This window comes from Pseudomonas sp. Pse79, assembly GCF_024519615.1.
Classification (GTDB): Bacteria; Pseudomonadota; Gammaproteobacteria; order Pseudomonadales; family Pseudomonadaceae; genus Aquipseudomonas; species Aquipseudomonas veronii.
Map to the genome: position 1 here is coordinate 189,596 of NZ_JALJRR010000010.1, position 24,037 is coordinate 213,632.

The following is a 24,037-nucleotide window of genomic DNA, read 5'->3' on the forward strand; positions in this document are numbered from 1 at the left end:
ATACTTTTTTGCCTGCCTTTCTATAACGATTCCAAGAGGAACAGACATGGCTGAAACGTCCCCCATCCGCTACAGCTTCGGCGCCGATGAACACCTGTTCGCCGAGGTCAGCGACAGCATGTCCCTGGAGGCTTTCTTCAAAGGCATGGCCGTGACCCGCGCCGTGGAACGCCTGGCGTTGGACGGTGTGCTGGATGTGTGCCTGGCCAACGCCTCCTTCCAGATCCGCTTCGACCCGGACCGCATTGCGCCCCATGTGCTGCTCGACGCGGTGCAAAGCGCCGAAGCCCAGGCCGTGGCCGAACGCACCTTGCACACGCGCATCATCGAAATCCCGGTGCTCTACAACGACCCCTGGACCCACGAAACCCTGATGCGCTTTCGCGATCGCCATCAAGACCCCGGCGGCACCGACCTGGAATATGCGGCGCGGATCAACGGCCTGGCCGATGTCGACGCTTTCATCGCGGCCCACAGTGGCGCGCCGTGGTTTGTGTCGATGGTCGGCTTTGTCGCGGGCTTGCCGTTCATGTTCCAGATGGTCGAGCGCGAGCGGCAGTTGCAGGTGCCCAAGTACCTGCGCCCGCGCACCGACACGCCGAAACTGACCCTCGGCCATGGCGGCTGCTTTGGCTGCATCTACTCGGTGCGCGGCGCTGGCGGCTACCAGATGTTTGGCGTCACTCCGGCACCGATCTACGACCCGGCGCAGCAGTTGGCCTACCTCAAGGACCACATGGTGTTCTTCCGGCCGGGCGACATCGTGCAGTTCAAACCGATCGACCGCGAGGCCTACGACCTGGCCGTCGCCGAGGTGGACGCAGGACGTTTCGACCTGCGCATCCGCCCCCTGGAATTTTCCCTGGATGCGTTTCTCGCCGACCCCATCGGTTATCCGAAAACCCTGCAGGAGGCGCTGGCATGATCAAGGTGCTCAAACCCGGCCTGGCGACCTCGGTACAGGACCTGGGCCGCGAAGGTTATTACCACCTGGGTATTCCGCCGTCGGGCGCGCTGGACCAGTACGCGCTGAGCGCGGCCAACCATTTGGTGGGCAACCCACCGGGCGCGGCCGGCCTGGAATGCACGCTGATCGGTCCCGTGCTGGAGTTTCGCCGGGACGCCTTGGTCGCCCTGAGCGGCGCCTTGATGGCGCCGCGCCTGGACGGTGAAGTGGTCCACCAGGACACCGCGTTCCAGGTCCGCGCCGGGCAGGTGTTGCGCTTCGAATTCCCCCTGGCCGGTGCGCGTACCTATCTGGCGGTCGCCGGCGGCATCGACGTGCCGTTGGTGCTCGGCAGTCGCTCGACCTACACCCTCGGCGCACTCGGTGGCTTTCACGGGCGGCGGTTGCAGGCGGGGGATGAGCTGCCCATCGGCGAGCCCAGTGGGCAGGGGCGGGCGGGCAACAGCTTGCCGATGGCCTTGCGCCGGGCAGTCGGTGGCGATGTGACCTTGCGCGTGGTGCCCGGCCTGTATTACGAACGCCTGACGGCGGCGGCGAAAAGCAGCTTTTTTGCCGAGCCGTGGACGGTGGGGTCCGAGGCGGATCGTATCGGCTATCGCTTCAAGGGCGGCAGTGCGTTGAGCTTTCAGCCACGGGAGCAGCCGTTTGGCGCGGGGTCCGATCCGTCGAACATCGTCGACAGTTGCTACCCGATCGGCTCGATCCAGGTGCCGGCCGGGCTGGAGCCGATCGTGCTGCATCGGGACGCGGTGTCGGGCGGCGGCTACGCGATGATCGGCACGGTGATCAGTGCCGACCTGGACTTGATCGGGCAGATGCAGCCGAACCAGCGGGCGGGGTTTGTGGCGGTCAGCCTGGAGCAGGCGTTGGAGGCGCGGCGGGTGTACAAGAAGCGTCTGAAGGCAATGACCGGGCTCTTCAATACCTGAAACACCGCCCAGCAAAATGTAGTGGGTCAGCAGCGTTTGGTGAACAGCCAGTAGAGCAGCATCGCCACCCTGGTCACTGCCACGCCGGCCAACAATGTGGGAGGGAGCAAGCCCCTCCCACCTTTGATCCGGCGCTGGGTCAGAAGAGTTGGGTGAATAACCAGTACAGGCTACCCGACAGTAGAATCGCTGCCGGCAAGGTCAGCACCCAGGCCATCAGCAAATTGCGGATGGTCTTCATCTGCAAGCCGCCGCCGTTCGCCACCATGGTCCCCGCCACGCCGGACGACAACACATGGGTGGTCGACACCGGCAAGCCGAACATATCCGCAGCGCCGATGGTCAGCATCGCCACGGTCTCGGCCGAGGCGCCTTGGGCGTAAGTCATGTGCGTCTTGCCGATTTTCTCGCCCACGGTCACCACGATGCGCTTCCAGCCGACCATGGTCCCGAGCCCCAGGGCGATGGCCACGGCGATCTTCACCCACAGCGGAATGAAGCGCGTGGAGTTGTCGATCTGTTGCTTGAACAGTTGCAGCTTGCCTTGGGTGTCGGCGTCGAAGTTGCCGATCTTGGCCTTGTCCATCAACCGAATGGTTTCGCTGGTCAGGTACATGTCGTTACGCACGTTGCCTACGGCTTCGGCGGGGACTTTAGCCAAAGAGCCGTAGCCTTTGACTTCATCGCCGATCTGGCCGGCGAGGGCGGCGAGGGCCGGGATCAGTTCGGGTGTGGCGTCCTTGGTCCGCACGTAGGTCGAGAGGATGGGGCGCGGGTCGCCCGGCAGCGCTTGCGGCGCGCTTTTCATCAGCGCGACCTGGGTCACTTCAGCCACCGCGGCAAACTGCAGCGATTGTTCGGCGGGCATGGCGCGGTTCAGCGCATACGCCATCGGCAGGGTGCCGACCAGGATCAGCATGATCAGGCCCATGCCTTTTTGCCCGTCGTTGGAGCCGTGGGCGAACGATACACCGGTGCAGGTAAGGATCAGCATGCCGCGAATCCACCATGGCGGCGGGGTGTCGCCTTTGGGCGCCTTGTACAGCGCGCGGTTTTTCACGAAGGCGCGCAGGGCCAGCAACAGCAGGGCGGCGAAAGCGAAACCGATCAGCGGCGAGAGCAGCAGGGCGTAACCGATCTTGATCGCCTGGCTCCAGTCCACGCCGCTGGTGCCATCACGCCCGTGCATCAAGGCATTGGCCACGCCGACGCCGATGATCGAACCGATCAGAGTATGGGAGGACGAGGCCGGCAGGCCCAGCCACCAGGTGCCAAGGTTCCACAGGATCGCCGCGATCAGCAGGGCGAAGATCATCGCGAAACCGGCCGAGGAACCCACCTGCAAAATCAGCTCGACCGGCAGCAGGGCAATGATGCCGAACGCCACTGCGCCGCTGGAGAGCAGCACCCCGAGGAAGTTGAAAAAACCCGACCACACCACCGCGAACTGCGGCGGCAGTGAGTTGGTGTAGATCACCGTCGCCACGGCGTTGGCGGTGTCGTGGAAACCGTTGACGAATTCGAAACCCAGGGCGATCAGCAGCGCCACGCCCAGCAGCAGGAACGGCGTCCAGGTGGTGACCAGCGTGCCCAGTTCGTGCATGTCGCGCATCAGGCTGTAGGCGGTGAACAACAGGCCCATCGCGAGCACGGCAAAGAACATGATCACCGTCAGCAGGCCGGGTTTTTTGTCCAGCCTGGGTCGGGTATCAACGGATGACGTATGCGTTGAAGCTGTCAGGGAAGGGGTGGCCATGCAGTAACATCCAGTGTCGGAGAGGATGTCGCTCATGATCATTGCAGAATATTACAGAGATGCTGCGATAGATCAGTGTTTAGCGGATTGGATCGGCCATTGGTCTACAAACGCACAGATTTTTTGAGCGCATGTGAGGGTCAGTAGTCGTTGCGTTTCCTGAAGGCCCAGCGCCCGGCAATCAAGGTAAAGGTCGCGACCAACGCCACCAGAATCCAGAAGCCTTCCGGGTCTTGGGAAAGCGGCACGCCGCCTACGTTCATGCCGAAAAAGCCGGCAATGATATTGATCGGCAACGCCAGCACCGTGACCACCGTCAGCGTAAACAGCGTGCGGTTGCTTTGTTCGTTGAGGTTGGCGGCGATTTCTTCCTGCAACAATTTGATGCGTTCGCCCAGGGCCGTCAGGTCGTTGATGATCAGCGCAAACTCCTCGGTGGATTTGCGCAGCTCCTTGACGTCTTCCTTTTGCAGCCACTGCGGCGGGCGGTTGAGCAGGCGCAGCAGCGAGCCGGGCTCCAGCGCCAGCAGGCGTTGCAGGCGCACCAGCACCCGGCGCATGGCGCCCAGCTCGGCGCGGTTGGTGGACAGGTGCGAGGAGAGCAATTGGTCTTCGATGTGGTCGACGCTGATGCTGGTCTTGCGCACGATCTGCGTCAGCACCTCGCCCTGGTCGCGCAGCAGGTGGACCAGCAACTCCAGCGGCGAGCGGAAGTGCTCACCGGCCTTGACCGACGAACGCAACTTGTCCACCGAGTGCAGCGGTTGCAGGCGCGCGCTGATCAGCAAGTGACTGCGGGCGCAGACCCACAATGTGGAAATATCCGACGAGACCATGCTGCTGAAGTTGAACACCACGTCGTTGACCACCGCGAGCAAGGCTGAGTCGACGTGTTCGATACGGGTGGAGCGCGAGCCTTCGTGCAAGGCTTCGAAGAATTCTTCCGGCAATTGCAGATGCGCCAGCATCCAGCGCTCGCATCCGGCATGCGCCAGGTTCAGGTGCAGCCATAGAAACTCCTGCGGGTCTTGCGGTTGCTGCAAGGCCTGGAGAGCGGTGGCTGAATCAATCTGCTCACCCTTTTCGCCTGGGCGGAAACGGAAACCGTAAAGCAAGCCAAACAGATCGGAGTCCTGGTGGCTGTGGTCGATGCTGTGGTTCATGGAGTCTCGCAGAGAAAGGACCTGTAGGACGTTTCACAGGTTCGCGTGAGCGAATCATTGCAAGGATGCTTGACAGTTTTGTGACAGTTTTCGACTTATTTCGCCTTGATGACATTTTATTGACCGGCTATCGAAATGAGCTCAAGAAGTGTCTAGATCGGCCGATTCAGGGCGCAAGAACCGCTGCGGATGACGGCGCCTTCGACGACAGGGATGTCATGACGTATTTGCACCTTTTCCTTGTTTCGAGGCTTTTCCCGATGACTTTTTTACGAACATCCCTGCGGGCACAGATTTTGTCGCTGCTCGGCGGCAGCCTGCTGGCGATGCTGTTGATCGCCCTGGCCTGTTTCAACTTCCTTTCCAACGGGGTGCAGAGTTACCGCAGTTTGCTCGACGGGCCGTTGCTCACTTCACAGTTGATCGATGAGGCCAACCTGCAATTCAAGGTGCAGGTGCAAGAATGGAAAAACGTGTTGTTGCGCGGCAAGCAGCCGCAGGACCTGGAGAAATACTGGGGCCAGTTCCAGGATCGGCAGCGCGATGTACAAGGCATTCTCTCGCGGCTGGTCACCCAGACCGCCGGTGACCCGGCGCTGAGCCAGCGTATCCAGAACCTGCGTCAGGAACACCAGCAGCTCGGCGTTGCCTACCAGAAGGGCCGCGATGCCTACTTGGCCGCCGGCGCCGACCCGAGCGCCGGAGACGCCGCGGTCAAGGGCGTGGACCGCGCCGCCAGTGAACAGATGAGCGCGCTGGTCAGCGACCTGCGTGCCCAAAGCACCCAGCAATCCCAGGTCATCAGCGCCCATGCCGAGCGCACGGTGATGGTGGGGCTGGCGATCATGTTGCTGTCCGGCGTATTGATCGGCCTGTTCAGCCTGTGGTTGATCAACCGCAACCTGATCCTGCCGATCCGTGGCTTGATCGACTATGTGAGCCAACTGAGTCACGGCCGTTTTGCCGAGCGTGTCGCCAGTCGTCGCCAGGACGAACTGGGGCATCTGGCGGAGGCCGCGAACACCTTGCGCGACTTCTTGGCCGAAACCTTCAGCCGCCTGCAGCGCAGTGCCACCGACCTGGTCCACGCCAGCGGTGAGTTGAATTCGATCGCCGGGCAAATGGCGACTGGTACCCACGAACAATTCAACCGTACCGACCAGGTGGCCACGGCCATGACCGAAATGTCGGCCACCGCCCAGGAAGTGGCGCACCACGCCGCCAGTGCGTCCCGTGCGGCCGATGACGCAGACCAATCGGCCCGCGAGGGCGGCGAAGTGATGAAAGTCACCATTGCCACCATCGGCCAGATGCGTACTGAAATCCTCAACACCGGCACCATCATCCGCCGCCTGGAAACCGACAGCGTGCGGATCGGCAAGGTGCTCGAAGTGATTCGCGGGATCGCCGAGCAGACCAACCTGCTGGCGCTCAACGCCGCGATCGAGGCGGCACGGGCGGGCGAGGCGGGGCGCGGGTTTGCGGTGGTGGCCGATGAAGTGCGCAGCCTGGCGCAACGCACGGCGGCGTCGATCATCGAGATCAATCAGATTATCCAGGCGGTGCAAACCGGCGCGGTCGATGCGGCCGAGGCGATTGTCACTGGCCAGTCGTGCAGCGATGACAGCGTGGAAAAAGTCACCCAGGCCGGCGCGATGCTGGCTCACATCACCCAGGCCGTCGAAGCGATTCGCGACATGAACCGCCAGATCGCCACGGCGGCCGAGGAGCAGACGTCGGTGGCCGAGGATATTTCGCGCAATATCACCCAGATCACCACCGTGGCCACCGCCAACCTCGACAACGTGAAGCGCACCGAAGCGGCGAGCCAGAATCTGCGTGGTTTGTCCGGCGAATTGAACGAGGTGACGGCGCGACTGAGCGCTTGATCAAGCGCCCATAAAAAACCGCGCCACCCGAAGGTGGCGCGGTTTTTTCAGGGTTTGACTCAGGTGTCTTGCTTGTCTTCGAGCACGGTGCCGGTCTTGGCGTCGAGTTTCACTTCAAAGCGCTTGCCGGCGGTGTCGGTCAGTTCAACTTCGTAGACCAGGACGCCGCTGTTGTTGTGGTCCAGCTCGGTGTCGGTAATCTGGGCGCCGGCGTGTTTGGCCACGGCGGCGGCGTTGAGCTTGTCGAAAGGCATCACGGCACCGGATTTGAGCAGACCTTCGATATGATCCGGGCGGACATCGGCCTGGGCCAGGCCGGCGGCCAGGGTCAGGGCGGTCGCGGCAAACAGGGCAGTCAAGGTTTTCATGGTGTGTATCCTTTTTCGGTGAGCTGTTTAAGTGGCGCCAGATTAACCGGCGCAACTTAATTCATCCTTAATGGCACACTGACTCGCTCAGTATTTGTGGTCGTTCAGCAGGTCCTGCACGCTGGACGACGGCCAGCGCTTGTAGAACTTCAGCAGTTCGGCGGCGCGGTTGGTGAAGATACCGTCGACGCCGGCGTTCATCACTTTCTCGAAGTCCACAGGTTCATCCACGGTGTAGACGTGTACCAGCAGGCCCTTGTCGTGGGTCAGCTTGTTCATTCCAGGCTTCACCAGGTCGGTGTAGCTCTGGTCGCCAAGGGCGGTCAGCTCCGCCGACGGGCCCGTGCCGATGGCGCCGAGGCTCTTGGCTTCGTCGACCCATTTTTCGAACTCGGCGGCGTCCTTGGGCTCTTGCTTGGCGTAGTAAGCGGCCTTGGTCGCTTCGCCGGATTCGGCGAAGGTTTGCTTGGATTTCGGCTCGATGCTGCCTTCACCCACCCACAGCAGCAGGATTTTCGGGGTGTTGGGCATTTCTTTCTGCAGCTCTTTCAGGCTGGCCGTCTCGAAGGTCTGCAGCACCACGCGCCCTTTGCCCTGTCCGACACCGGTGTTGCTCTTGCCCAGCTTGGAGCCGGCGGAGCTCAACCAGCCTTTGTCCAGCAGCTTGTTTTTCAGGTCGGCTTCGATGCCCGGGAATTGCTTGGGCTCTTTGGTTTCGATGTACAGGCCCGGTTTGTGCTGCGGGTTGCCTTCGGCGATCTTGATGATGTCGTCCAGGCTGAGGATTTTCAGGCCGACGAAGCCCGGGCGGGCGCGGTCCGGGTAGGCGGCGTTGAACCAACTGCCGGCGTCGAGGGTTTGCAGTTCTTTCCAGGTGAACTCGTTGGCCGGAGCGTCTTTGCGCTCGGGGAACTTGGTGGCCACGTCGGTGGTGCGTTGCAGGTTGTTGTCGTGCAGGGCGAACAGCACGCCGTCCTTGCTGCGCTGCAGGTCCAACTCCAGGTAGTCGGCGCCCAGGTCGCGCGCGACCTTGTAGGCTGCGGCAGTGGACTCGGGGGCGTCGTAGGACGCACCGCGGTGGGCGATCACCGCAGGGTAGGGAATGCCTTCGTTAGTTGCCAATTCAGCCGGGCTGATCGGGTCGGCAGCCTGCGCCTGGCCAAGGCCAAGCATCAGGGCGAGCAGCAAGGCACTCTTGGTGAACGTGACAGGCATATATGGAGTCCTTTCGTGGAGGGAGCTTTGAGAAGGCTTCCTTTTTAACAATTGATAACGAAAGGCGCTATCACCAAACCGACATTAACGTGTGTGCGCGCTAATTTTCTGGGTTTTTTTTGCGTGGCTTTGCAGTACTCTTGCCGCGAACCGCCCCGTAAGAGGGCAGTACTTTCCGCCACGCGTGTAAACCATCTTTCCAGTCCCTGTGGGACTTTTCAGTGAGGTTTACCATGCGAATCACCTCCGAGCTTATCTGCCAGGCCGCCGACCAGCTTCACGGTTTTGTCGGCCTCAACCGCAAGACCGGCCAGTACATCGTGCGGTTCAGCGAAGACTCCTTCGGTATGGATGTCGCCGATGACGGCATCATCCCCACTGCCGAATTTGTCTGGCTGCCGGCCCCCGAGCACGTCATGACGTTGTCCCGTGAGCGTCTGCAACTGCTGCTCGATCAGAACATTGACGACCGCATCAACATCACCGAGCCGCTGCGCGTGTACATGCGGCGGGTGGAGATCCCGCAGATCAGTGCGTTGCGCAGTCTCGTCAGCTAGCCTGAGCGGCGTTTTGGCATCGATGAAGATCAACGGCGGGAGGGCCTCCGGCTGCCGTTCAGTTCTGGAATGTGTAGGCCCGCTCCACTTTGCATACGCGGGTGTGAAACGCCGAGTACCAAGTGGAACGCCCCTGCTCGCGCACCGCCCGATGCTCGGTCTGTTGTTTCCAGGCGAGGATGTCGGCTTCGCTGCGCCAGTACGATACGGTGATCCCCAGGCCATCCTCCCGCGCCGACTCAACCCCGAGAAAGCCCGGCTGCTCGCGCGCCAGTTCCAGCATGCGCGTGGCAGCCTCAGCGTAACCGTGGTCACCGGCGGTGCGCAGTGAGCTGAAAATCACTGCGTAGTAAGGCGGAGCGGGGGTGTGGGCAATCATACCGAGGTCTCCTGGCAGGCTTTGAGCAGAGCGATCGCCAGCGGCGGCGTGACGCCCCTGAGGGCGGCGCGTTCGGGTTGGAACAGCGTGGCGACAAAAAACGGATGGTCCAGCAACTCCACCGCGCGCAGGTCGCCGGCCGAGTCGTGGCCGCAGGGGATCAGAGCACCGTCCAGCAGCGCGCTGGCGAAGTCGGGGTTGATGCCGTAGCGGCAGCGATAACCTTCGTGGATATCGCGTGTGCCGTAGGCGTCGGCGATGCGCGTGTAGGCGGCCAGGCGCACGGTGTCGGTGGCGTCCACCAGAGAACAGCTCAGTGGCGCGATCACCGCACGTGGGGCGTTGGGGGCCAGTTCGCCATGTTCGGCATCGGCCCAGCCCAACACATTGCGGGCATATTCCAACACCGCGTGTTGAAAACCGCCGCAGGTGCCGAGGAAAGGGCGCCGCTGCTCGCGGGCAAAACGGATCGCACGCAGTGCGCCGTCGATGTCGCGGTACGGGCTGGCGGGCACGCACCAAAAGCCATCGAAACCCTGCAGCGCGGAGGTGGTGTTGAGGGTGTCGGTCTCCAGCCATTGCGTGCGAACCGTCAGGCCCAAGGCGTCGGCGGCCTGTTGCAGCGCCACGGGAATGGCCTGGTGCGCAATGACATCGGGGTTGTAATCGCCGATCAGGGCGAGGTGCAGCGTGCTGGCGTTCATCTTAGGCATCCCCTGGCTTGTTGTGTCCTGACGCGCACTATAGATTGGCGTTCACGCAATCAATATTGGCGTTTACCCACATGCTCAATGCGCTCACGCACTATCGAATCGATTACCCCGACCTGTCGCTGATCCTCGCCCTGGTGCGCGGTGGCACCCTGGCGCGGGCGGCCGCGTTGTTGCGGGTGGATGTGTCGACGGTGTTCCGCGCCGTGCGGCGCCTGGAGGCCGCGCTGGGCCAGACGTTGTTTGAAAAAAGCCGCGCCGGTTACCTGCCCACCGGCCTGGCCAGTCATCTGGCGCAACAGGCCGAACGCGCCGAACAAGCCCTGGAAGCGGCGCGGGTCGGCGTCGAGCAAGGCGGCGAAGTGATCAGCGGCACCGTGCGCCTGACCTGCACCGACTCGGTACTGCAAGGCTTGTTGTTGCCGGCGCTGGCGCAGTTCATGCCGGATTACCCGGCGCTGACCCTGGAGCTGAGCACCTCCAATGACTTCGCCAACCTCAGCCGCCGCGATGCCGACATCGCTTTGCGCCTGACCCGGACACCGCCGCAGCATCTGGTCGGACGTTGCCTCGGCACCGTGAGGTATCAGGTGTGCGCGAGCACAGATTTTGCGCGTCAGCACGCAGGACGCGAGCTGGCAGAGCTGGCCTGGATCGCACCGGATGATTTCCTGCCCGATCATCCCACCGTCGTCTGGCGCCGCGCGCAGTTGCCGGGTGTGCTTCCCGGCTATCGCTGCAACAGCATGTTGTCGGTCACCGAACTGGTGCGGGCAGGGCTGGGCGTGGCGGCGCTGCCGGATTTCCTGTTGGATGAACACCTGCAACCGCTGGGCCCCGCGTTGGCGGGGCATGACACGGCGCTATGGCTGCTGACGCGCCCCGATTGCCGGGCATTGCGCTCGGTGGTGACGCTGTTTGATCAACTGGGGCGGCATGTCCGACTGAGCCCCTGAGACCGGCGGGCATGGGGTGCTTAAGGTTTTCGCACAAACTGCGCGTGCATTTCACACGTCAGGGTCTCGATGCGCTCGGTCAGTTGCTTGGTCATTTCCGTCAGCCGAGTGTTCTGCTCCAGCAGTTCCAGCAGCTGTTTGCTGGTGTTCTGCGCCTCGGCCTGGCGCTCGGCATTGGCGACGGCCAGCGCTTCACGGTGCTGCGCGTCGGCGTCGGACTGGGCTTTGTCGCGCGCGGCCTGGCGTGTCTGGGCCAGCAGAATCAGCGGCGCCGCGTAGGCCGCTTGCAGGCTGAAGGCCAGGTTGAGCAGGATGAACGGGTAGACGTCGAAGTGCGTGATGCCGCTGACGTTGAGCGCAATCCACACGGCCACGATCAAGGTTTGCGCACCGAGGAACATCGGTGTGCCGAAGAAGCGTGCGAAAGCCTCGGCCTTGAGGGCGAAGGTGTCGTTGCCAAAGGTCGGCGCCAGGTGCGCGTGGCGTCGATGGAAACGTAGATGATCGACGGGGACGGCTTTGGGGTTGTCGGGGGTTGGGCTCATGGCAAACTCGGGTCATCAATGTTTAAGACAGGCGGCCACTATAGCCTTGGCGACCTGTCTTACACATGAATAACCCGAGGACGACCTGGGGTGCCTACGAGATGCCGTATGACCGCCTCAGGCGGAATGGGCGACCGCGTAGTTACTCGCATTGACCCGGTTGCGCCCGGTGTCCTTGGCGGCGTACAGCGCGCGATCCGCCGCGTTCAGCCAGGTGGCGGCATCGGTGAAGATCCGTTGGAAATCGGCGAGGCCGATGCTCAGGCTCACGCGCAACTCGGGGATCTGCGGGTTGCGATAATTACTGAAGTTTTCGCGGATACGCTCCATCACCCGTGCAGCTTCTTCCAAGGGCATTTGCGGAAGAATCACACAGAACTCATCGCCCCCGTAGCGTCCGGCCAGATCGTTTTCGCGCAGGTTGCGCCGTATCTCCAGGCTCAGTTGGCGCAGTACGGCATCGCCGACGATATGGCCGTGAGTGTCATTGATTTGTTTGAAGTGATCGATATCGATCAGCGCGATGGTGGCGTGGCTTTGCTGCTGCCGGCACTTGTGGAACTTGAGGTGCAGCAGATCTTTCCAGGAACCGTGGTTGAGCAGGCCGGTGAGGCTGTCGGTGCGGCTCAGGGCGCTGAGCGCACGTTTGTGTTCCGACAGTTTGATCGCCAACTCGTAGCAGACCATGCCGATGGCCATGGGGTACAACGTCAACATCGGCAGGCAGGTGTAGACCTGCAGCAGGCTGACGTCGGGGTTGAACCGCACGCCGAACAGCGCCCATGCCACCCCGATCCCCACCCCTTGCGCGAGCAAACCGCGCAGGAACAGGCGCTTGCCGCCGGCGGCGAAGTTGTTCATGGTCATCATCGAGAGGATGGTCACGGCCGTCAGCGGCGTGAACTGGGCAGCGGCGGCCCAGAAACCACCGCACAACGAGTCATACAAAATGTTGCGCTGTTCGGCGTGGTAGGGGAAGGGTGAGCGGATTGACAGTTGGTACGCCACATGTGCCCACGCCAACCCATTGAACAGCAGGAACGCCCACACCCAGCCCGGCATCGCGAGCGGGTACAAGCCGCCGATGACACTGATGCAGCCGATACCCAGGCCGATGATCCTTGGCTTGTAAATACGCCTGGCAAATGAAAGCCCTTTGCCTCGTCTGTTTTCCATAGATTCCCAGGTCAGCTCTTTTTCACAGATTCAGCCGCGCGCGTGTGCAGGGATAACCGTTGATCGGATAATGTGTGTGAATATTGTCGATTATTCATGTAGGAATAATCAGTGTCCTTCCAGGCCATTCGCGCAAAACAGAGGGCAAATAGGCCAAAAACGACCAGGTATGTCGCGTCTGCAACGGTCGTTTACTGCGGGCGGCGAGTATCGGCGTCGTAGCAGGACAGAAACATATCGATTGCCGACTCGATCACGCGGGCTTGGTCGGCGGCGTCGAGGGTGGGTTGGCCGAGGGTGATCTGCGGCCAGAAGGCGAATGCCTTGAGCAGGCTTTGAATCTGGTGCGCGGCGAAGGCCGGGTCGGCACACGTGAGCCGGCCGTCTTCCTGGGCGGCGCGCACCCATTGAGTGAAACCTTCTTCGCGCATGCTCAAGCGGTTGACCATGTCCTGGGCGCGTTCCGGCGAGTGAATGGTGGCGGCGATGGCGACCCGGGCCAGGTCGAGGAAGTTAACGTCCGACATCATCTTCATCTTCGCTTCCAGCAACCCGCGCAGTTGTTCACGCAACGAGCGGTCGCCGGCGTAGCTCACGTCGAGTTGCGCGACGCTGCTGGCCCAGAGTTGGTTGAGAATTTCGGCGAACAACTCTTCTTTGCTGGGGAAGTGGTTGTACACCGTGCGCTTGGAAACGCCGGCGGTGGCGGCGATCCTGTCCATGCTGGTGACCTCGAACCCATTGACCCGAAACTCTGCGATGGCGGCGGCCAGGATGGCTTCGCGTTTGCGTTGGGTGAGGCGTTGAGGCGCAGTCATGAACAGTGATCGACTCTAAAAGGAAAATTACACTCGGTAGTTTACTTGCTCCGGGTTTTGTTGCAATCTTGAAACTACACTGTGCAGTGTAATTCCATGAGCGGTCCGTAGGAGTCACCTTGTAATGGCCACGATTTCAACCCGTCTCGATCCCTCGCCTGTGGTACGCAAAGCTGCCGAACAGGAGCAAGGCACCTTCAGTAACCATGCTCCCGTACAGCGCGCCGGCTTCGGCAGAACCTTGCGCATTTTCTGGAAGATGCTGTTTCACAAGCCGCGCAGTACGCGGCCGGTGGGGGAGATTCCGGTACATTCGCTGACCCGCGAACAGCTGTCGGCCGCCCCCGACCACAGTGTGTTCCGCCTGGGACATTCCACCGTGCTGCTGAAAATGCGCGGCAAATTCTGGCTGACCGACCCGGTATTCGCCGAGCGCGCTTCGCCGTTCAGTTGGGCCGGCCCCAAGCGATTCCATGCCCCGCCGATCAGTCTCGAAGACCTGCCGCCGTTGGAAGCGGTGATTCTTTCCCACAACCATTACGACCATCTCGACCGCAAGGCCGTCATCCAACTGGCCGACAAGACCCGCTACTTCCTTGCGCCGCTGGGCGTCGGCGACATCCTGGTGAAGTGGGGTGTGGACGCCGGCCAAGTGCGGCAGTTGGATTGGTGGCAGGGCAGCGAAGTCGATGGCATTCATTTTGTCGCCACTCCCGCGCAGCATTTTTCCGGGCGTGGTTTGTTTGATAGCAACCAGACGCTGTGGTGTTCCTGGGTGATGATCGATGGCGCGCGTCGCGTGTTTTTCAGCGGCGACACCGGTTATTTCGACGGCTTCAAACGCATCGGCGAACAGTACGGGCCGTTTGATCTGACGCTGATGGAAACCGGTGCTTACAACGTCGACTGGCCCCATGTACACATGCAACCGGAGCAAACCCTGCAGGCGCACATCGACCTCAAAGGCCGCTGGCTGCTGCCGATTCACAATGGCACCTTCGACCTGGCCTTCCATGCCTGGCACGAGCCTTTCGACCGTATCATGGCGTTGGCGTGGGAGCGTAACGTGTCGATTACCACACCGGCCATGGGGCAGGCGTTCAGTTTGAGCCAGCCCGCGCGAGGTGTCGCGTGGTGGTTGGAGGTGGAGGTTCAGAGCGGTAAGGAAGCGCTTGTGAACTGACGGTTGGGAAAAACGGAAAAAAAGGAATTTTCAAGGTGTTGCAGGCCTACGACAAACGCCAGATGAGAGTGCGATGATCTCGGGAAGGTCAATTTCCGGGAGTCGGCTCTGATGGACAATAAATGTGGGAAGTCTTTGCTATCGCCTATGTCTTGTCGGCGGGAAGCGTTTTTACCCCCCTCTGCGGAACCGGTTTGTTTGGCGCAGGCGCCCTCCAACGCTCACGTCGAAACGGGGACCACGACGGCACTGGGTATCGGCTACGTCCCCGATGCACATCTTGGTGCCGGCGTTGTAATCCCTGGCTATAACGTGCCGGCCCTGCCTCTGAAACCTGTGCGCGACCCCGCGCTGTCATTGATCGCCTTGAGTGGTGTCGAGCCCACTGAATCGGGCAAGGTGGAAGCTGCCTTGGTGCAACACTCCAGCAATTGCGCCGTCCCCTACACGTTGGCGGGCACTCGCGTGGGGTTCGCCGACCGCCTTGTGCGTGGCAATGATCAGGAGCCGATTGAACACAGCGCATCCTTCCTGGAAGCGTTGGGCTTCCTGCGTCAGGCCGGTGCCCAACTGGTGGCGGTGCCGGCAGAGCGGGCTGATGACGGCCTGCGCTTCACCCTGGATTCGCGCAATGAAATCGATGAGCGTGTGAGTGAGTATCGGCTGGATGCGCTGGTGTCCGAGAGCCATAGCGCTGCATTCCATGCCGCGTGCTGGAGTGGCTACCCGAGCCTTGGTGAGCCGCTGGGGGACGGGGTGACGCTGTGGTTCTATGGCGCGCAGTGGTCGAAAGACTCGCTGAAGGTGCTGGTGCAGGGCTATCGCAACGCCCGTGGCCTGACTAATGGGTAGGCAAAGCTACCAACTGCGCTGAACAATCCCACGGTTTGAACAACCTGCGTCGCGCAGCCTGGAAGGAGGGGGGTTTTTAGACTGGTGTACGGATCAATGTGGGTCCTTCATCACTTCTTACGCCTTCCGGGAGGTGCTTCATGTTGGGTATTGGTTATGGCATGGGTGTGTTTGTTCACCAGGTGCAGCGAGTGCTGCCTGCGCAGTCTTCATCGGGGGCTTCAGCGCCGGTTCCCCCGGGAACGGAATACGCCAGTGTGCGTGAGCTCGGCGAGCAAATGGCCCGACCGGGTGGGCTCACTTCGGCGAATCTGGTCAGTTACCTGCAGGAGCGCATTCATAAGCTGGACCCCAAATTGAGTTCGATCATTGAACTGAACCCCGAGGCCTTGCAGATCGCCCGCGAGCTCGATCTGGAGCGCGCCAATGGCAAGGTGCGTGGCCCGCTGCATGGCATTCCCGTGTTACTCAAGGACACTATCGAGACGGGAGATACCCAGCAAACCAGCGCTGGCGCCTTTGGCTTGGTGGGCAGTGCGGCGCCCAAGGATGCCTTCATCGTCGAGCGCTTGCGCGAGCAGGGGGCCGTGATCCTGGGTAAAACCAACCTGACTGAACTGGCGGGCTTTCGCGGTGGCCCCGATGGTTCGAGTGGGCGGGGCGGGCAGACGCGTAACCCGCATCAAGCGGGCGCAGAGGTGGGTGGTTCGAGTTCGGGGTCGGCCGCCGCGGTCGCCGCAGGCTTCGTCCCCTTGGCGGTGGGCACCGAGACCAATGGCTCGATCATCGTGCCGGCGGCGTTCAACGGGGTGGTCGGTTTCAAGCCCGGCGTGGGTTTGTTGAGCCGCAGCGGCATCATTCCAGCCAGCCATCGGCAGGACACGCCGGGCCCGATGACGCGTTCGGTGTTTGATGCTGCGTTGATGCTTAACGCGATGTCGGGCAGGGACCCTCATGATGCCGCCAGTGTGGATGCGCCCCAAGGGATTGATTACACCGCGTTGCTCAAGCCCGGTGCGTTGCAGGACAAACGTATCGGCTATCCCGTGACCTTTTCCGCGAATGGCGAAAGCTTACCGGTGGACAACAGTCCGCAATTTCGCAAGACGCTTGAAGTGCTTCGCGCGCAAGGCGCGGTTCTGGTGCCGGTCGATATGCGCTTGGCCGACGCATCACGCTATGGCGAACTCTTGTACGCCGATGTGAAGGATGAGTTGAACGACTACCTGGCCAAGCGCGAGGGGTTGCCGGTCAAGTCGGTGTCCGAGTTGATCGCGTTCAATGAAAAGCGCGATGGCACCGACACCGATCACCAACCGACACTCAAGGAGATCAACGCGTCCACCCTCACAGCCGATGAGCGCCAACCGTTATGGGACGCAATGATCGAGGATTTTCGTGGCACGGTGGATGAGCTGATCGCGCGGGAAAACCTCGACGCCATGGTGTCGGACTTTGATACGAACAGCTACTTCGCGGTTGCGGTGGCCGGCTACCCAGGGATCAGCGTGCCATCCGGGAAGAATGAGGACGGCGTGCCGACCAGTGCGTACTTCTTTGGTGCCCGTGGGTCTGAACCCACACTGCTTGCTGTGGGCCATGGCTATGAGCAGGCGGCACAGAAGGTCGCCAAGCCCCGCCTCTAAGCCGTCAGGCAATGTTCACACCCTGGCGTGGCCAACGTTGGGGTTCGCACTCAGCGCCTTACTGCGCCTGCGGGGTTGGGGAATCAATTGACGCCGCTGTTGAACCCATCAATCGAGACAGGATGTTTTGTGCAGCGGGTTCCGTTGCGGCGGCTCCCAACTTGCGCGCACGCATCCCCCAGCCAGGCGCAAACCCCGGGAAAAACACCAACCCTTCGGCTTCCAGGCGAAACGCCAGGGTCAGGCGCACGTCGTCCTCCACGGTGCCCTGGGTTTCAAACCGTTGAATCGCATCCACCGTCACACCGGCCTGGCGCGACAGCTCTTCGCGGCTCCAGCCGAGCATGACGCGGGCCTGCACGCTGTGCTTGGCGGTGAATTGATGCAGGACGATCTGCTGTTCTACGAAAGAGCTCATTGCCAGAGAGGACATGGGGTGTCTCCAGGGTTCGACGGGGAGGACAAACTATACTGTGTTTTTGTACAGTTGTTTTGACCGCTCATCAACTGGAATTTTCTCCGGCGCCGACACCGTTCTATTTTGAGGCTTGCACGAGGGTATTCGTGTGCGAGGTCGGACACGGTCTCGGCTAACCCGCCTCAGCCGCCGGCACTTCGCGAATAATCAAATGATCCAGATTCTCGATATCGGCGCTGAACACCCCAAACGTCTGCTCGGGGTTTTTCTTGCTGGGCACCTGTCTAAGTGCCGGCGTCACCCCGTAAAAGAAGCAATATAACGGCCGTGCGCTGCTGGCCGCGGCCTTGATCTGCTCGAGGAACGCTGTGCGCTTGCGGTAATTCTCGATGAGTTTCTTGCTCAGGTAGACGTTGACCGAGTAGGGCTTCTTGTCGAGCCAAACCTTCTTTTCGAAGTCGATGCGAAAGCTGCTGGTGTAGTCCTTGATCGCTTTGATCCGGCCCCAGTAGATCAGGCCCTGATTGTCCTGCAGGTACTCGATCTTCTTGAAAAACGTCCAGTACGTCGCGGTATGGTCGCCGATCTTCAAGGGCATCGCCTTGAGCTTGTCCTTGTCGTCGAGGTTTGACACATAACATTCCACCGGGTGTGCGAACACGCTGGTTTTATCCGGGGTGGTGTCGTTGGCGCCGACAGACGCGCTGGTGCGGGTTGAAGGGGGCTTCGCCGGGGCTTGTGGGACTTGTCCGTCAGTGCCGGCCTGCGGGGTTTTACGCGGGTAGGTGCGCCGGGTCAGGACGAATTCCGATGGGAAGTGTTCTTCGCGCTCGTCCTCACTTTCGCCCGTGGCCGGCTTGTGGCTGCTGGCGTAACGGCAACCCTCGATGTGCCGGGTGCCTGGGGTGTTCTTGAAATGCGGGGTGCGTCGGTAGTTGACGTTTTTTGCGTTGAATGTGCTCAGCACATTGCCTGCGTCAAAGGCCGCGCGGCATGTGTCGTTGGGGCAGAGGAAACGGTCCGTGTCGGAGTCGTAGGCGTCGGTTTCGTCGAAATTCAACTCTCGCACGTCGTAGATCGACAGCTTGTCGTCGAGACTCAGGCTGTAGGCCGTGTCGAATTTCATGGGCTCGGGTCCGTGAGATGTTTGGCTATTGATAGCCGGATATTACGCAGATGTCGCTAGGAAACCGCAACATCGCGTATCCCAGCGAGGCTGCGATGGCATCCCCCACCGCCCCTATCGGCGCTGCAACCTGGCCTGCTGCTGCTTCCCATGAAAATGCCGAAAATGCGCGTCCTGCGCCGCCGCCAACAACTCCCGATCCCCACGCGTATCGCCCCAGGCCCTGAGCCGATACTCCCCCAGGTCGCCATACACCGCTTCAAGTCGCAGCACCTTGTTCTCGCACCGGCAGTTGTTCCCGGTGAGCTTGCCGGTCAACACACCGTCGACCACCTCAAGTTCGGTCCCGATCAACTTGATCCCAAGCCGATCGGCAAACGGCTGCAACACCAACGCCGGCGACGCCGAACACAACGTCACCACCGCCCCCGAGCCCAGCTCCTGCTCCACCGACAACACCCCCGCCGGCCGCATCAACCGCGCCCAACTGCGCTGGCAGTACTCCTCGGCCTTCTGCTGCACCCACGCCTTCTCCACCCCGGTCATAAAGGTGCGGATCAACTGCGCCTTCAACTCGTCCCGGCTGATCTGCCGCACCAGAAACCGCAGCCCAGGCACCGCCAGCTTGATCATCCGGCCATAGAACTCGCCGGCGCCAAAGGCAAACTTGAGGAAGGGCACGAAACTGTCGTGATGGGTCAGGGTGCCGTCGAAGTCAAAGACGGAAAGTACTTTGGCATCCACGGGGCCGGCTTCGAGCATATCTGGGTTCACGGGGTGGCCTCGGTCCTGGCTAGTATTGATTGAGAATGCATCAGCTGTGACCGCAAGAGTTTACTCCTGTATCAATCGGCCGATTGTCGAGTAGAGCCCGGCGGTGAATTCATCCCGGTCGTTCGAGCGGTGACAGTGCTGATAGCAATTGGCGGACAAGGCTACAGCATTGGTGATGCGATCCGAACCCTTCGTGATGGACTGCAAAAAATGGCAAAACAAACACTTCAAGTGGTATGACCGAACCTTAGCCCGCCTGATTGTCTTTAGCGTCTTCTGTTTCGAAATGCCTCGAAATGAGGAAGACACCCATCCTGATACTGCCTCCCCGTCGGGCCTTGGTTGGCGTCCTTCAAGCGATGAGCTCCTGAGCGGTCATCATCAGCTCAGTACCGACCCGATTTTTTAACGTGTCGATGAATCGAGTAACTTTTGCATCGATGAACTGACGTGATGTGTAGACGGCGTAAACATTACGCTCGTAGGTATGGTACTCGGGCAAAACACGCACGAGCCTGCCTGAACGCAAGTCCTCAATGGCTGAAAAACCGGCCAGCAAACCTATGCCTGCTCCCTCTCGAATGGCGACTGCCATTGCGTCCATATCATTGACGCTGAAACTCGGGCCCTTGGGGGTAAATAGCGCATCCCCGGTCTTGCTCTTTAATTGCCATTCATCCCGCACATAATCGACGGTGCCCAACAGCAAACACTGATGATCGCTGAGATCTTCTGGCGTTACAGGGGCAGCGTGTTGCTCCAGATATGCTGGAGACGCCACCAGCACACAATGGCTGATGCCGATCTTTTGGCTGACATACGCTGAATCTGGCAGCGTTCGGGCAATCAGAATCGAGACGTCCAGTTGGTCTTCCAGGAGGTTAGGCATTCGCTGAGAAAGCATTAAGTCCACGGTGACATCGGGGAATTCCCGGCGGTAATCCAGCACGGCCGAAGTAACCAACTGCCGTGCTAGCCCCGGCACACAATGCACACGCAACGTCCCCCTGGGTTTCAACGCGGCGTTGCTCGCTTCGGCTTCTGCATTTTCAAGGTCTGCCAGAATTTTGGTACAGCGCTCATAAAAGCGCCGGCCAGCGTCTGTCACCGAAAGGCGGCGGGTCGAGCGCTGTAACAGGCGGGCGTCGAGCACGTTTTCAAGCGCGGAAACCGCACGCGAGACATTGCCGACCGTAGAGTCCAGATGGTTAGCCACCGCAGTAAAACTGCCCATCTCAACAACTTTGACGTACACGGACATGTTCGTAAGCTTATCCATCCAACTCTACCTGTCGATCTGATTGCAAACGTTCTTCACTGCAGAAGTCCCCACCCCAAAAAACAATCAAGCCTGGAACGACGAGCCAGGCTGTCATTGCCGCATGACGTGAGCGGTATTTGCAGATGCTACACGCTCCTGGCGGTGCTCGATATTACCTCCAGGCACAACAATGATTCCCTTCTGGTCGGCTAAATCAAACGGTTCGTACTCCATAGACTTGGTTGCACAGGGCGCCTGAACACGGCAACCCAGGCGCAGAGTCTTGTACGAACTTGTTGATAAACCAACCGAAGGGCAACCTCATGAACACGTCTTACGACCCGCTTTATCTCTTTATCGGTGGTGAATGGATCAGTGCCGAAGGACGCGCGACCGCCGCTGTCGTCAACCCCGCAACCGCACGTGAGATCGGGCGTGTTCCACTCGCCACCGCAGGCGACCTCGATCACGCGCTCGAAGTGACTCAACAGAGCTTTGAACAATGGCGCCAGACCGTACCCGACAAGCGCGCAAAAATTCTCAAACGCGCTGCCGATCTCATCCTGGAACGGGCCCCACACATCGCCGAGCAAATGACGCTGGAAGAAGGCAAACCGCTTGCGGAAAGCCTGGATGAGGTCACGCGTGCGGCTGAGTACTTCGAGTGGTTTGCCGAAAGCGCGCGCCGTATCGATGGGCGTGTAGTTCCGGCCAATCGTCCCGGTGTGCTGCAAATGGTAAAACGCCAAGCCATCGGCCCGGTCGCTGCGTTCACGCCCTGGAATTTCCCGGCCATTACACCCGCCCGTAAGCTCTCGGCAGCCTTGGCCGCAGGTTGCAGTGTCATCCTCAAGCCAGGGGAAGAAAGCCCCTCCACCGCGTTGGCCCTGGCGCGTGCTCTCGACGATGCAGGATTGCCTAAAGGCGTGTTGCAAGTGGTCTTTGGTGTGCCGGACCAAGTTTCCCGCCACCTGATCGCTTCTCCCATCATTCGCAAGGTGACTTTTACCGGTTCGGTTCCCATCGGTCGGCTGCTATCCGCTCGTGCTGCCGAGGGCGTCAAGCCCATCACCCTTGAACTGGGAGGACACGGGCCGGTGCTGGTATTCGATGACGCAGAAATCGAAAAAGCAGCCGTCGAAGGCGTTGCCAATCGGTTCCGCGGGACTGGCCAAGTCTGCATCTCGTCAACGCGCTTTCTGATTCAGCGTGGCGTCTATGAAACGTTTGTTGAGCACTTTGTGACGGCCACCCTCGCGTTGAACATTGGCGATGGCCTGACGCCCGGCACCCAGGTTGGGCCGCTCGCCAATCCACGGCAGTTGGCCAAGATGGAAGAGCTGGTGGCAGATGCCGTTGCCAAAGGCGCACGCGTGTTGGCCGGTGGTAAACGCCTGGAATGCAGCGGCTACTTTTTTGAGCCCACCGTGTTGGCGGACGTGCCTATGCATGCCCGAGTCATGCATGAAGAACCCTTCGGGCCTATCGCCGTGCTGATGCCATTCGATCACTTGGCTGATGGTTTGAAGGAGGCCAATCGTCTGCCTTACGGGCTTTCAGCCTACGCGTTCACGTCGAGTGCTCGAACGGCCATTGACGTCGCTGACGGGTTAGAGGCCGGGATGATCGGGATCAACCAATACCGCATCGTCGCCACAGAACTTCCCTTCGGCGGCATGAAAGAAAGCGGCCACGGTTCGGAAGGTGGCATTGAAGGCATCGAGCACTACCTCACCCACAAATTCATCAGCCAGGTTTAAGGAGACAGCATCATGTCCAATCTCAATTTCAGCAGTCCTCGTGAAGCGGCCCGGGCGTTTACCCCAAAGCTGTCGCAATTCGTTGATTCGACGCTGTATCCGCAGATCTGGAGCGATCCGGCATTGTCCCCACGCGACCGCAGCCTGATCACAGTGGCCGCATTGATTGCCGGTGGTCACTCTGAAGAGTTGCCCGCGCATCTGCGACGGGCGCTGAGCAACGGGGTGACCCATGACGAAATCGCCGCCGCGATCACTCACCTGGCGTTCTACGTAGGCTTTCCAGGCGCCATTACCGCTTCTGCTATCGCTAATGCCACGTTTACCGAACCGGAGAAAAACTGATCATGAAAGCCATCAGCATCAGAGCATTCGGCGCGGCGGACGTACTTGAACTGGCAGATGCTCCCAATCCACAACTGCGCCCAACCGACTTGCTGGTACGTGTCTATGCCGCTGGCGTGAACCGTGCGGACCTGACACATCGAACGGGTGGCTACGGCCATCCGAATTTCGGTGACTCGCTGATCATCGGGCTGGAGATCGCCGGTGAGGTGATTGGCAAAGGTGATTTGGTCGCGGGTTTCGAGGTTGGAGATCGAGTGATGGGGGTCGTCGGAGGTGGGGCCTATGCCGAGCTTGCGCGTATCGATTACCGCATGGCCATGCATATCCCTGCGCAGCTGGACTATGTGCATGCCGCGGCTATTCCCGAGGTCTTCGTCACGGCCCATGAAGCGATGATGCACCTGGCTCGGCTCAAGTCCGGCGACTCGGTATTGATCCACGCCGCCGCAGGCGGTGTGGGATCTGCCGCCGTTCAACTGGCCTACGCCACCGGGGCGACGGTGTATGCGACAACCGAGGGCAGCAAGCTGGCGCGTGTCGAGCATTTAGGCGCGGATATTGCCATTGATTACAAGACGCAGGATTTTTCTGAAGTCATCGCAGCCAAAACCAATGGTCGAGGCGTTGATGTCGTCATCGATTTCATTGGCGAGCCCTACTTTGCACGCAACATCGCTTCTCTCGCTCATGGCGGCCGACTTGTTCAGGTCGGTATCCTGGGCGGAGGCGGTAAGGTGAGCGTAGAACTGGAACACATTCTTTACCGTCACTTGCAAATCATCGGTACAGTCATGAAGTCGCGTACACAGCCGGAGAAGCACGACATGATCAAGCGCTTTCGCGAGTATTGGCTTGATCGCTTCGATGGCGCTGGAAGTTTGGAGCCGGTCGTCGACAGTACTTTCCCGCTGTCACGCGCGGCCGATGCCCATCGCCGAATGGAGTCGTCTGAAAACGTTGGAAAAATCATCCTGACGATGCAGCCTGCGGACTTGGTTTAAGTGCGAGGGCTAAAAGAGGGTGGCATAGAGGCTTCGTTGGCACAAATACGCGGGCACCGTCACCCTTGATGCTGGCGTTTTGAAGGGGATTTGGCCGGATTACAGGTAATCCATCTGCTGTTCCAAACCACTGAGTTTTTTGCAAAAAAAAGAGCTGCCAATGGGCAGCTCCTTTGTACCGTTAAAATCAATCCCAGCTCAACGCACCGCCAGTCTGGTACTCGATCACACGGGTCTCAA

24 protein-coding genes and 1 pseudogene are annotated in these 24,037 nt (G+C 60.6%); 12 read left to right on the top strand and 13 right to left on the bottom strand.

What is annotated here, in order from left to right; all coding sequences use genetic code 11:
• The first annotated feature begins 46 nt into the window (after positions 1-46).
• Positions 47-925 carry an allophanate hydrolase subunit 1 gene (locus tag NR164_RS15330; protein WP_256822911.1) on the top strand — a complete coding sequence of 293 codons (879 nt, stop codon included), beginning with the start codon at positions 47-49 and terminating at the stop codon, positions 923-925.
• A complete protein-coding gene (locus NR164_RS15335; protein ID WP_256822912.1) occupies positions 922-1,896 on the top strand; it encodes a biotin-dependent carboxyltransferase family protein in 975 nt (324 codons plus the stop codon). Before NR164_RS15330 ends, NR164_RS15335 begins: the two co-directional genes overlap by 4 nt.
• A gap of 139 nt (positions 1,897-2,035) precedes the next feature.
• On the opposite strand, the gene NR164_RS15340 is transcribed toward NR164_RS15335, so the two are convergent.
• Complete coding sequence (locus NR164_RS15340; protein WP_256822913.1) at positions 2,036-3,652, bottom strand: inorganic phosphate transporter; 1,617 nt, start codon at positions 3,650-3,652, stop codon at positions 2,036-2,038.
• 140 nt (positions 3,653-3,792) lie between these two features.
• Positions 3,793-4,815 (bottom strand): transporter, encoded by a 1,023-nt coding sequence (locus tag NR164_RS15345; RefSeq protein ID WP_017847224.1) that lies wholly within the window; start codon positions 4,813-4,815, stop codon positions 3,793-3,795.
• An 845-nt stretch (positions 4,816-5,660) separates the two neighbouring features.
• On the opposite strand from NR164_RS15345, the pseudogene NR164_RS30585 reads away from it, so the two are divergent.
• Positions 5,661-5,771: pseudogene (locus tag NR164_RS30585) on the top strand (hypothetical protein); the annotation flags it as partial.
• Between the two features lie 228 nt (positions 5,772-5,999).
• On the top strand, positions 6,000-6,704 hold the full coding sequence (locus NR164_RS30590) for a methyl-accepting chemotaxis protein (RefSeq protein ID WP_371918780.1): 705 nt from the start codon (positions 6,000-6,002) through the stop codon (positions 6,702-6,704).
• A gap of 59 nt (positions 6,705-6,763) precedes the next feature.
• On the opposite strand, the gene NR164_RS15355 is transcribed toward NR164_RS30590, so the two are convergent.
• Positions 6,764-7,072, bottom strand: coding sequence for a PepSY domain-containing protein (locus NR164_RS15355; RefSeq protein ID WP_017847226.1), 309 nt, complete (start codon positions 7,070-7,072; stop codon positions 6,764-6,766).
• Between the two features lie 87 nt (positions 7,073-7,159).
• Positions 7,160-8,287 carry a glycerophosphodiester phosphodiesterase family protein gene (locus NR164_RS15360; RefSeq protein ID WP_017847227.1) on the bottom strand — a complete coding sequence of 376 codons (1,128 nt, stop codon included), beginning with the start codon at positions 8,285-8,287 and terminating at the stop codon, positions 7,160-7,162.
• Positions 8,288-8,520: 233 nt separating this feature from the next.
• Between NR164_RS15360 and NR164_RS15365 the strand changes: the two genes are divergently transcribed.
• Positions 8,521-8,844, top strand: coding sequence for a DUF2025 family protein (locus tag NR164_RS15365; protein WP_017847228.1), 324 nt, complete (start codon positions 8,521-8,523; stop codon positions 8,842-8,844).
• Between the two features lie 58 nt (positions 8,845-8,902).
• On the opposite strand, the gene NR164_RS15370 is transcribed toward NR164_RS15365, so the two are convergent.
• Positions 8,903-9,223 (bottom strand): antibiotic biosynthesis monooxygenase, encoded by a 321-nt coding sequence (locus NR164_RS15370; RefSeq protein ID WP_046382310.1) that lies wholly within the window; start codon positions 9,221-9,223, stop codon positions 8,903-8,905.
• Entirely contained in the window at positions 9,220-9,927 is a 708-nt protein-coding gene (locus NR164_RS15375) for a CTP synthase (RefSeq protein ID WP_256822915.1), read from the bottom strand. The genes NR164_RS15370 and NR164_RS15375 overlap by 4 nt, the downstream gene beginning before the upstream one ends.
• An 80-nt stretch (positions 9,928-10,007) precedes the next feature.
• On the opposite strand from NR164_RS15375, the gene NR164_RS15380 reads away from it, so the two are divergent.
• Complete coding sequence (locus tag NR164_RS15380) at positions 10,008-10,889, top strand: LysR family transcriptional regulator (RefSeq protein WP_256822916.1); 882 nt, start codon at positions 10,008-10,010, stop codon at positions 10,887-10,889.
• Between the two features lie 20 nt (positions 10,890-10,909).
• Here the strand turns inward: NR164_RS15380 and NR164_RS15385 are convergent, their stop codons facing one another.
• The 3 genes from NR164_RS15385 to NR164_RS15395 all read right to left on the bottom strand — a co-directional run bounded on the left by NR164_RS15385 (position 10,910) and on the right by NR164_RS15395 (position 13,428).
• A complete protein-coding gene (locus NR164_RS15385) occupies positions 10,910-11,434 on the bottom strand; it encodes a DUF1003 domain-containing protein (RefSeq protein ID WP_046382313.1) in 525 nt (174 codons plus the stop codon).
• Positions 11,435-11,551: 117 nt separating this feature from the next.
• Entirely contained in the window at positions 11,552-12,610 is a 1,059-nt protein-coding gene (locus NR164_RS15390; protein WP_046382314.1) for a diguanylate cyclase, read from the bottom strand.
• 191 nt (positions 12,611-12,801) lie between these two features.
• On the bottom strand, positions 12,802-13,428 hold the full coding sequence (locus NR164_RS15395) for a TetR/AcrR family transcriptional regulator (RefSeq protein WP_256822917.1): 627 nt from the start codon (positions 13,426-13,428) through the stop codon (positions 12,802-12,804).
• A gap of 124 nt (positions 13,429-13,552) precedes the next feature.
• Between NR164_RS15395 and NR164_RS15400 the strand changes: the two genes are divergently transcribed.
• The 3 genes from NR164_RS15400 (at position 13,553) to NR164_RS15410 (ending at position 17,109) form a co-directional block, all read left to right on the top strand.
• Positions 13,553-14,611, top strand: coding sequence for an MBL fold metallo-hydrolase (locus NR164_RS15400; protein WP_079444556.1), 1,059 nt, complete (start codon positions 13,553-13,555; stop codon positions 14,609-14,611).
• A gap of 198 nt (positions 14,612-14,809) precedes the next feature.
• Positions 14,810-15,463, top strand: coding sequence for a hypothetical protein (locus tag NR164_RS15405; RefSeq protein ID WP_256822918.1), 654 nt, complete (start codon positions 14,810-14,812; stop codon positions 15,461-15,463).
• A gap of 140 nt (positions 15,464-15,603) precedes the next feature.
• The gene (locus NR164_RS15410; RefSeq protein ID WP_256822919.1) at positions 15,604-17,109 is read left to right on the top strand and encodes an amidase family protein; all 1,506 of its coding nucleotides are present in this window, start codon (positions 15,604-15,606) and stop codon (positions 17,107-17,109) included.
• Positions 17,110-17,167: 58 nt separating this feature from the next.
• Here the strand turns inward: NR164_RS15410 and NR164_RS15415 are convergent, their stop codons facing one another.
• The 4 genes from NR164_RS15415 to NR164_RS15435 form a co-directional block, all read right to left on the bottom strand.
• Positions 17,168-17,542, bottom strand: coding sequence for a helix-turn-helix transcriptional regulator (locus NR164_RS15415; protein ID WP_256822920.1), 375 nt, complete (start codon positions 17,540-17,542; stop codon positions 17,168-17,170).
• Positions 17,543-17,699: 157 nt separating this feature from the next.
• A complete protein-coding gene (locus tag NR164_RS15420) occupies positions 17,700-18,653 on the bottom strand; it encodes a hypothetical protein (protein ID WP_046382318.1) in 954 nt (317 codons plus the stop codon).
• A 114-nt stretch (positions 18,654-18,767) separates the two neighbouring features.
• On the bottom strand, positions 18,768-19,415 hold the full coding sequence (locus tag NR164_RS15425; RefSeq protein ID WP_256822924.1) for an HAD-IB family hydrolase: 648 nt from the start codon (positions 19,413-19,415) through the stop codon (positions 18,768-18,770).
• Positions 19,416-19,779: 364 nt separating this feature from the next.
• Entirely contained in the window at positions 19,780-20,706 is a 927-nt protein-coding gene (locus NR164_RS15435) for a LysR family transcriptional regulator (RefSeq protein WP_046382319.1), read from the bottom strand.
• A 305-nt stretch (positions 20,707-21,011) separates the two neighbouring features.
• Between NR164_RS15435 and NR164_RS15440 the strand changes: the two genes are divergently transcribed.
• From NR164_RS15440 to NR164_RS15450, 3 genes are read left to right on the top strand one after another with little or no spacing between them, the layout of a single operon-like run.
• A complete protein-coding gene (locus NR164_RS15440; protein ID WP_256822921.1) occupies positions 21,012-22,448 on the top strand; it encodes an NAD-dependent succinate-semialdehyde dehydrogenase in 1,437 nt (478 codons plus the stop codon).
• Between the two features lie 12 nt (positions 22,449-22,460).
• Positions 22,461-22,793 (top strand): carboxymuconolactone decarboxylase family protein, encoded by a 333-nt coding sequence (locus NR164_RS15445; protein WP_017847243.1) that lies wholly within the window; start codon positions 22,461-22,463, stop codon positions 22,791-22,793.
• 2 nt (positions 22,794-22,795) lie between these two features.
• Positions 22,796-23,797, top strand: a complete 1,002-nt coding sequence (locus tag NR164_RS15450; RefSeq protein WP_256822922.1) for an NAD(P)H-quinone oxidoreductase — start codon at positions 22,796-22,798, stop codon at positions 23,795-23,797.
• Positions 23,798-24,037: the final 240 nt, after the last annotated feature.

Bases quoted from the DNA above. Each gene is read 5' to 3' on its own strand.
- NR164_RS15330 (WP_256822911.1), top strand. From the start codon at position 47: ATGGCTGAAACGTCCCCCATCCGCTACAGCTTCGGCGCCGATGAACAC.
- NR164_RS15335 (WP_256822912.1), top strand. From the start codon at position 922: ATGATCAAGGTGCTCAAACCCGGCCTGGCGACCTCGGTACAGGACCTG.
- NR164_RS15340 (WP_256822913.1), bottom strand. From the start codon at position 3,652: ATGGCCACCCCTTCCCTGACAGCTTCAACGCATACGTCATCCGTTGAT.
- NR164_RS15345 (WP_017847224.1), bottom strand. From the start codon at position 4,815: ATGAACCACAGCATCGACCACAGCCACCAGGACTCCGATCTGTTTGGC.
- NR164_RS30590 (WP_371918780.1), top strand. From the start codon at position 6,000: ATGTCGGCCACCGCCCAGGAAGTGGCGCACCACGCCGCCAGTGCGTCC.
- NR164_RS15355 (WP_017847226.1), bottom strand. From the start codon at position 7,072: ATGAAAACCTTGACTGCCCTGTTTGCCGCGACCGCCCTGACCCTGGCC.
- NR164_RS15360 (WP_017847227.1), bottom strand. From the start codon at position 8,287: ATGCCTGTCACGTTCACCAAGAGTGCCTTGCTGCTCGCCCTGATGCTT.
- NR164_RS15365 (WP_017847228.1), top strand. From the start codon at position 8,521: ATGCGAATCACCTCCGAGCTTATCTGCCAGGCCGCCGACCAGCTTCAC.
- NR164_RS15370 (WP_046382310.1), bottom strand. From the start codon at position 9,223: ATGATTGCCCACACCCCCGCTCCGCCTTACTACGCAGTGATTTTCAGC.
- NR164_RS15375 (WP_256822915.1), bottom strand. From the start codon at position 9,927: ATGAACGCCAGCACGCTGCACCTCGCCCTGATCGGCGATTACAACCCC.
- NR164_RS15380 (WP_256822916.1), top strand. From the start codon at position 10,008: ATGCTCAATGCGCTCACGCACTATCGAATCGATTACCCCGACCTGTCG.
- NR164_RS15385 (WP_046382313.1), bottom strand. From the start codon at position 11,434: ATGAGCCCAACCCCCGACAACCCCAAAGCCGTCCCCGTCGATCATCTA.
- NR164_RS15390 (WP_046382314.1), bottom strand. From the start codon at position 12,610: ATGGAAAACAGACGAGGCAAAGGGCTTTCATTTGCCAGGCGTATTTAC.
- NR164_RS15395 (WP_256822917.1), bottom strand. From the start codon at position 13,428: ATGACTGCGCCTCAACGCCTCACCCAACGCAAACGCGAAGCCATCCTG.
- NR164_RS15400 (WP_079444556.1), top strand. From the start codon at position 13,553: ATGGCCACGATTTCAACCCGTCTCGATCCCTCGCCTGTGGTACGCAAA.
- NR164_RS15410 (WP_256822919.1), top strand. From the start codon at position 15,604: ATGTTGGGTATTGGTTATGGCATGGGTGTGTTTGTTCACCAGGTGCAG.
- NR164_RS15415 (WP_256822920.1), bottom strand. From the start codon at position 17,542: ATGTCCTCTCTGGCAATGAGCTCTTTCGTAGAACAGCAGATCGTCCTG.
- NR164_RS15420 (WP_046382318.1), bottom strand. From the start codon at position 18,653: ATGAAATTCGACACGGCCTACAGCCTGAGTCTCGACGACAAGCTGTCG.
- NR164_RS15425 (WP_256822924.1), bottom strand. From the start codon at position 19,415: ATGCTCGAAGCCGGCCCCGTGGATGCCAAAGTACTTTCCGTCTTTGAC.
- NR164_RS15435 (WP_046382319.1), bottom strand. From the start codon at position 20,706: ATGGATAAGCTTACGAACATGTCCGTGTACGTCAAAGTTGTTGAGATG.
- NR164_RS15440 (WP_256822921.1), top strand. From the start codon at position 21,012: ATGAACACGTCTTACGACCCGCTTTATCTCTTTATCGGTGGTGAATGG.
- NR164_RS15445 (WP_017847243.1), top strand. From the start codon at position 22,461: ATGTCCAATCTCAATTTCAGCAGTCCTCGTGAAGCGGCCCGGGCGTTT.
- NR164_RS15450 (WP_256822922.1), top strand. From the start codon at position 22,796: ATGAAAGCCATCAGCATCAGAGCATTCGGCGCGGCGGACGTACTTGAA.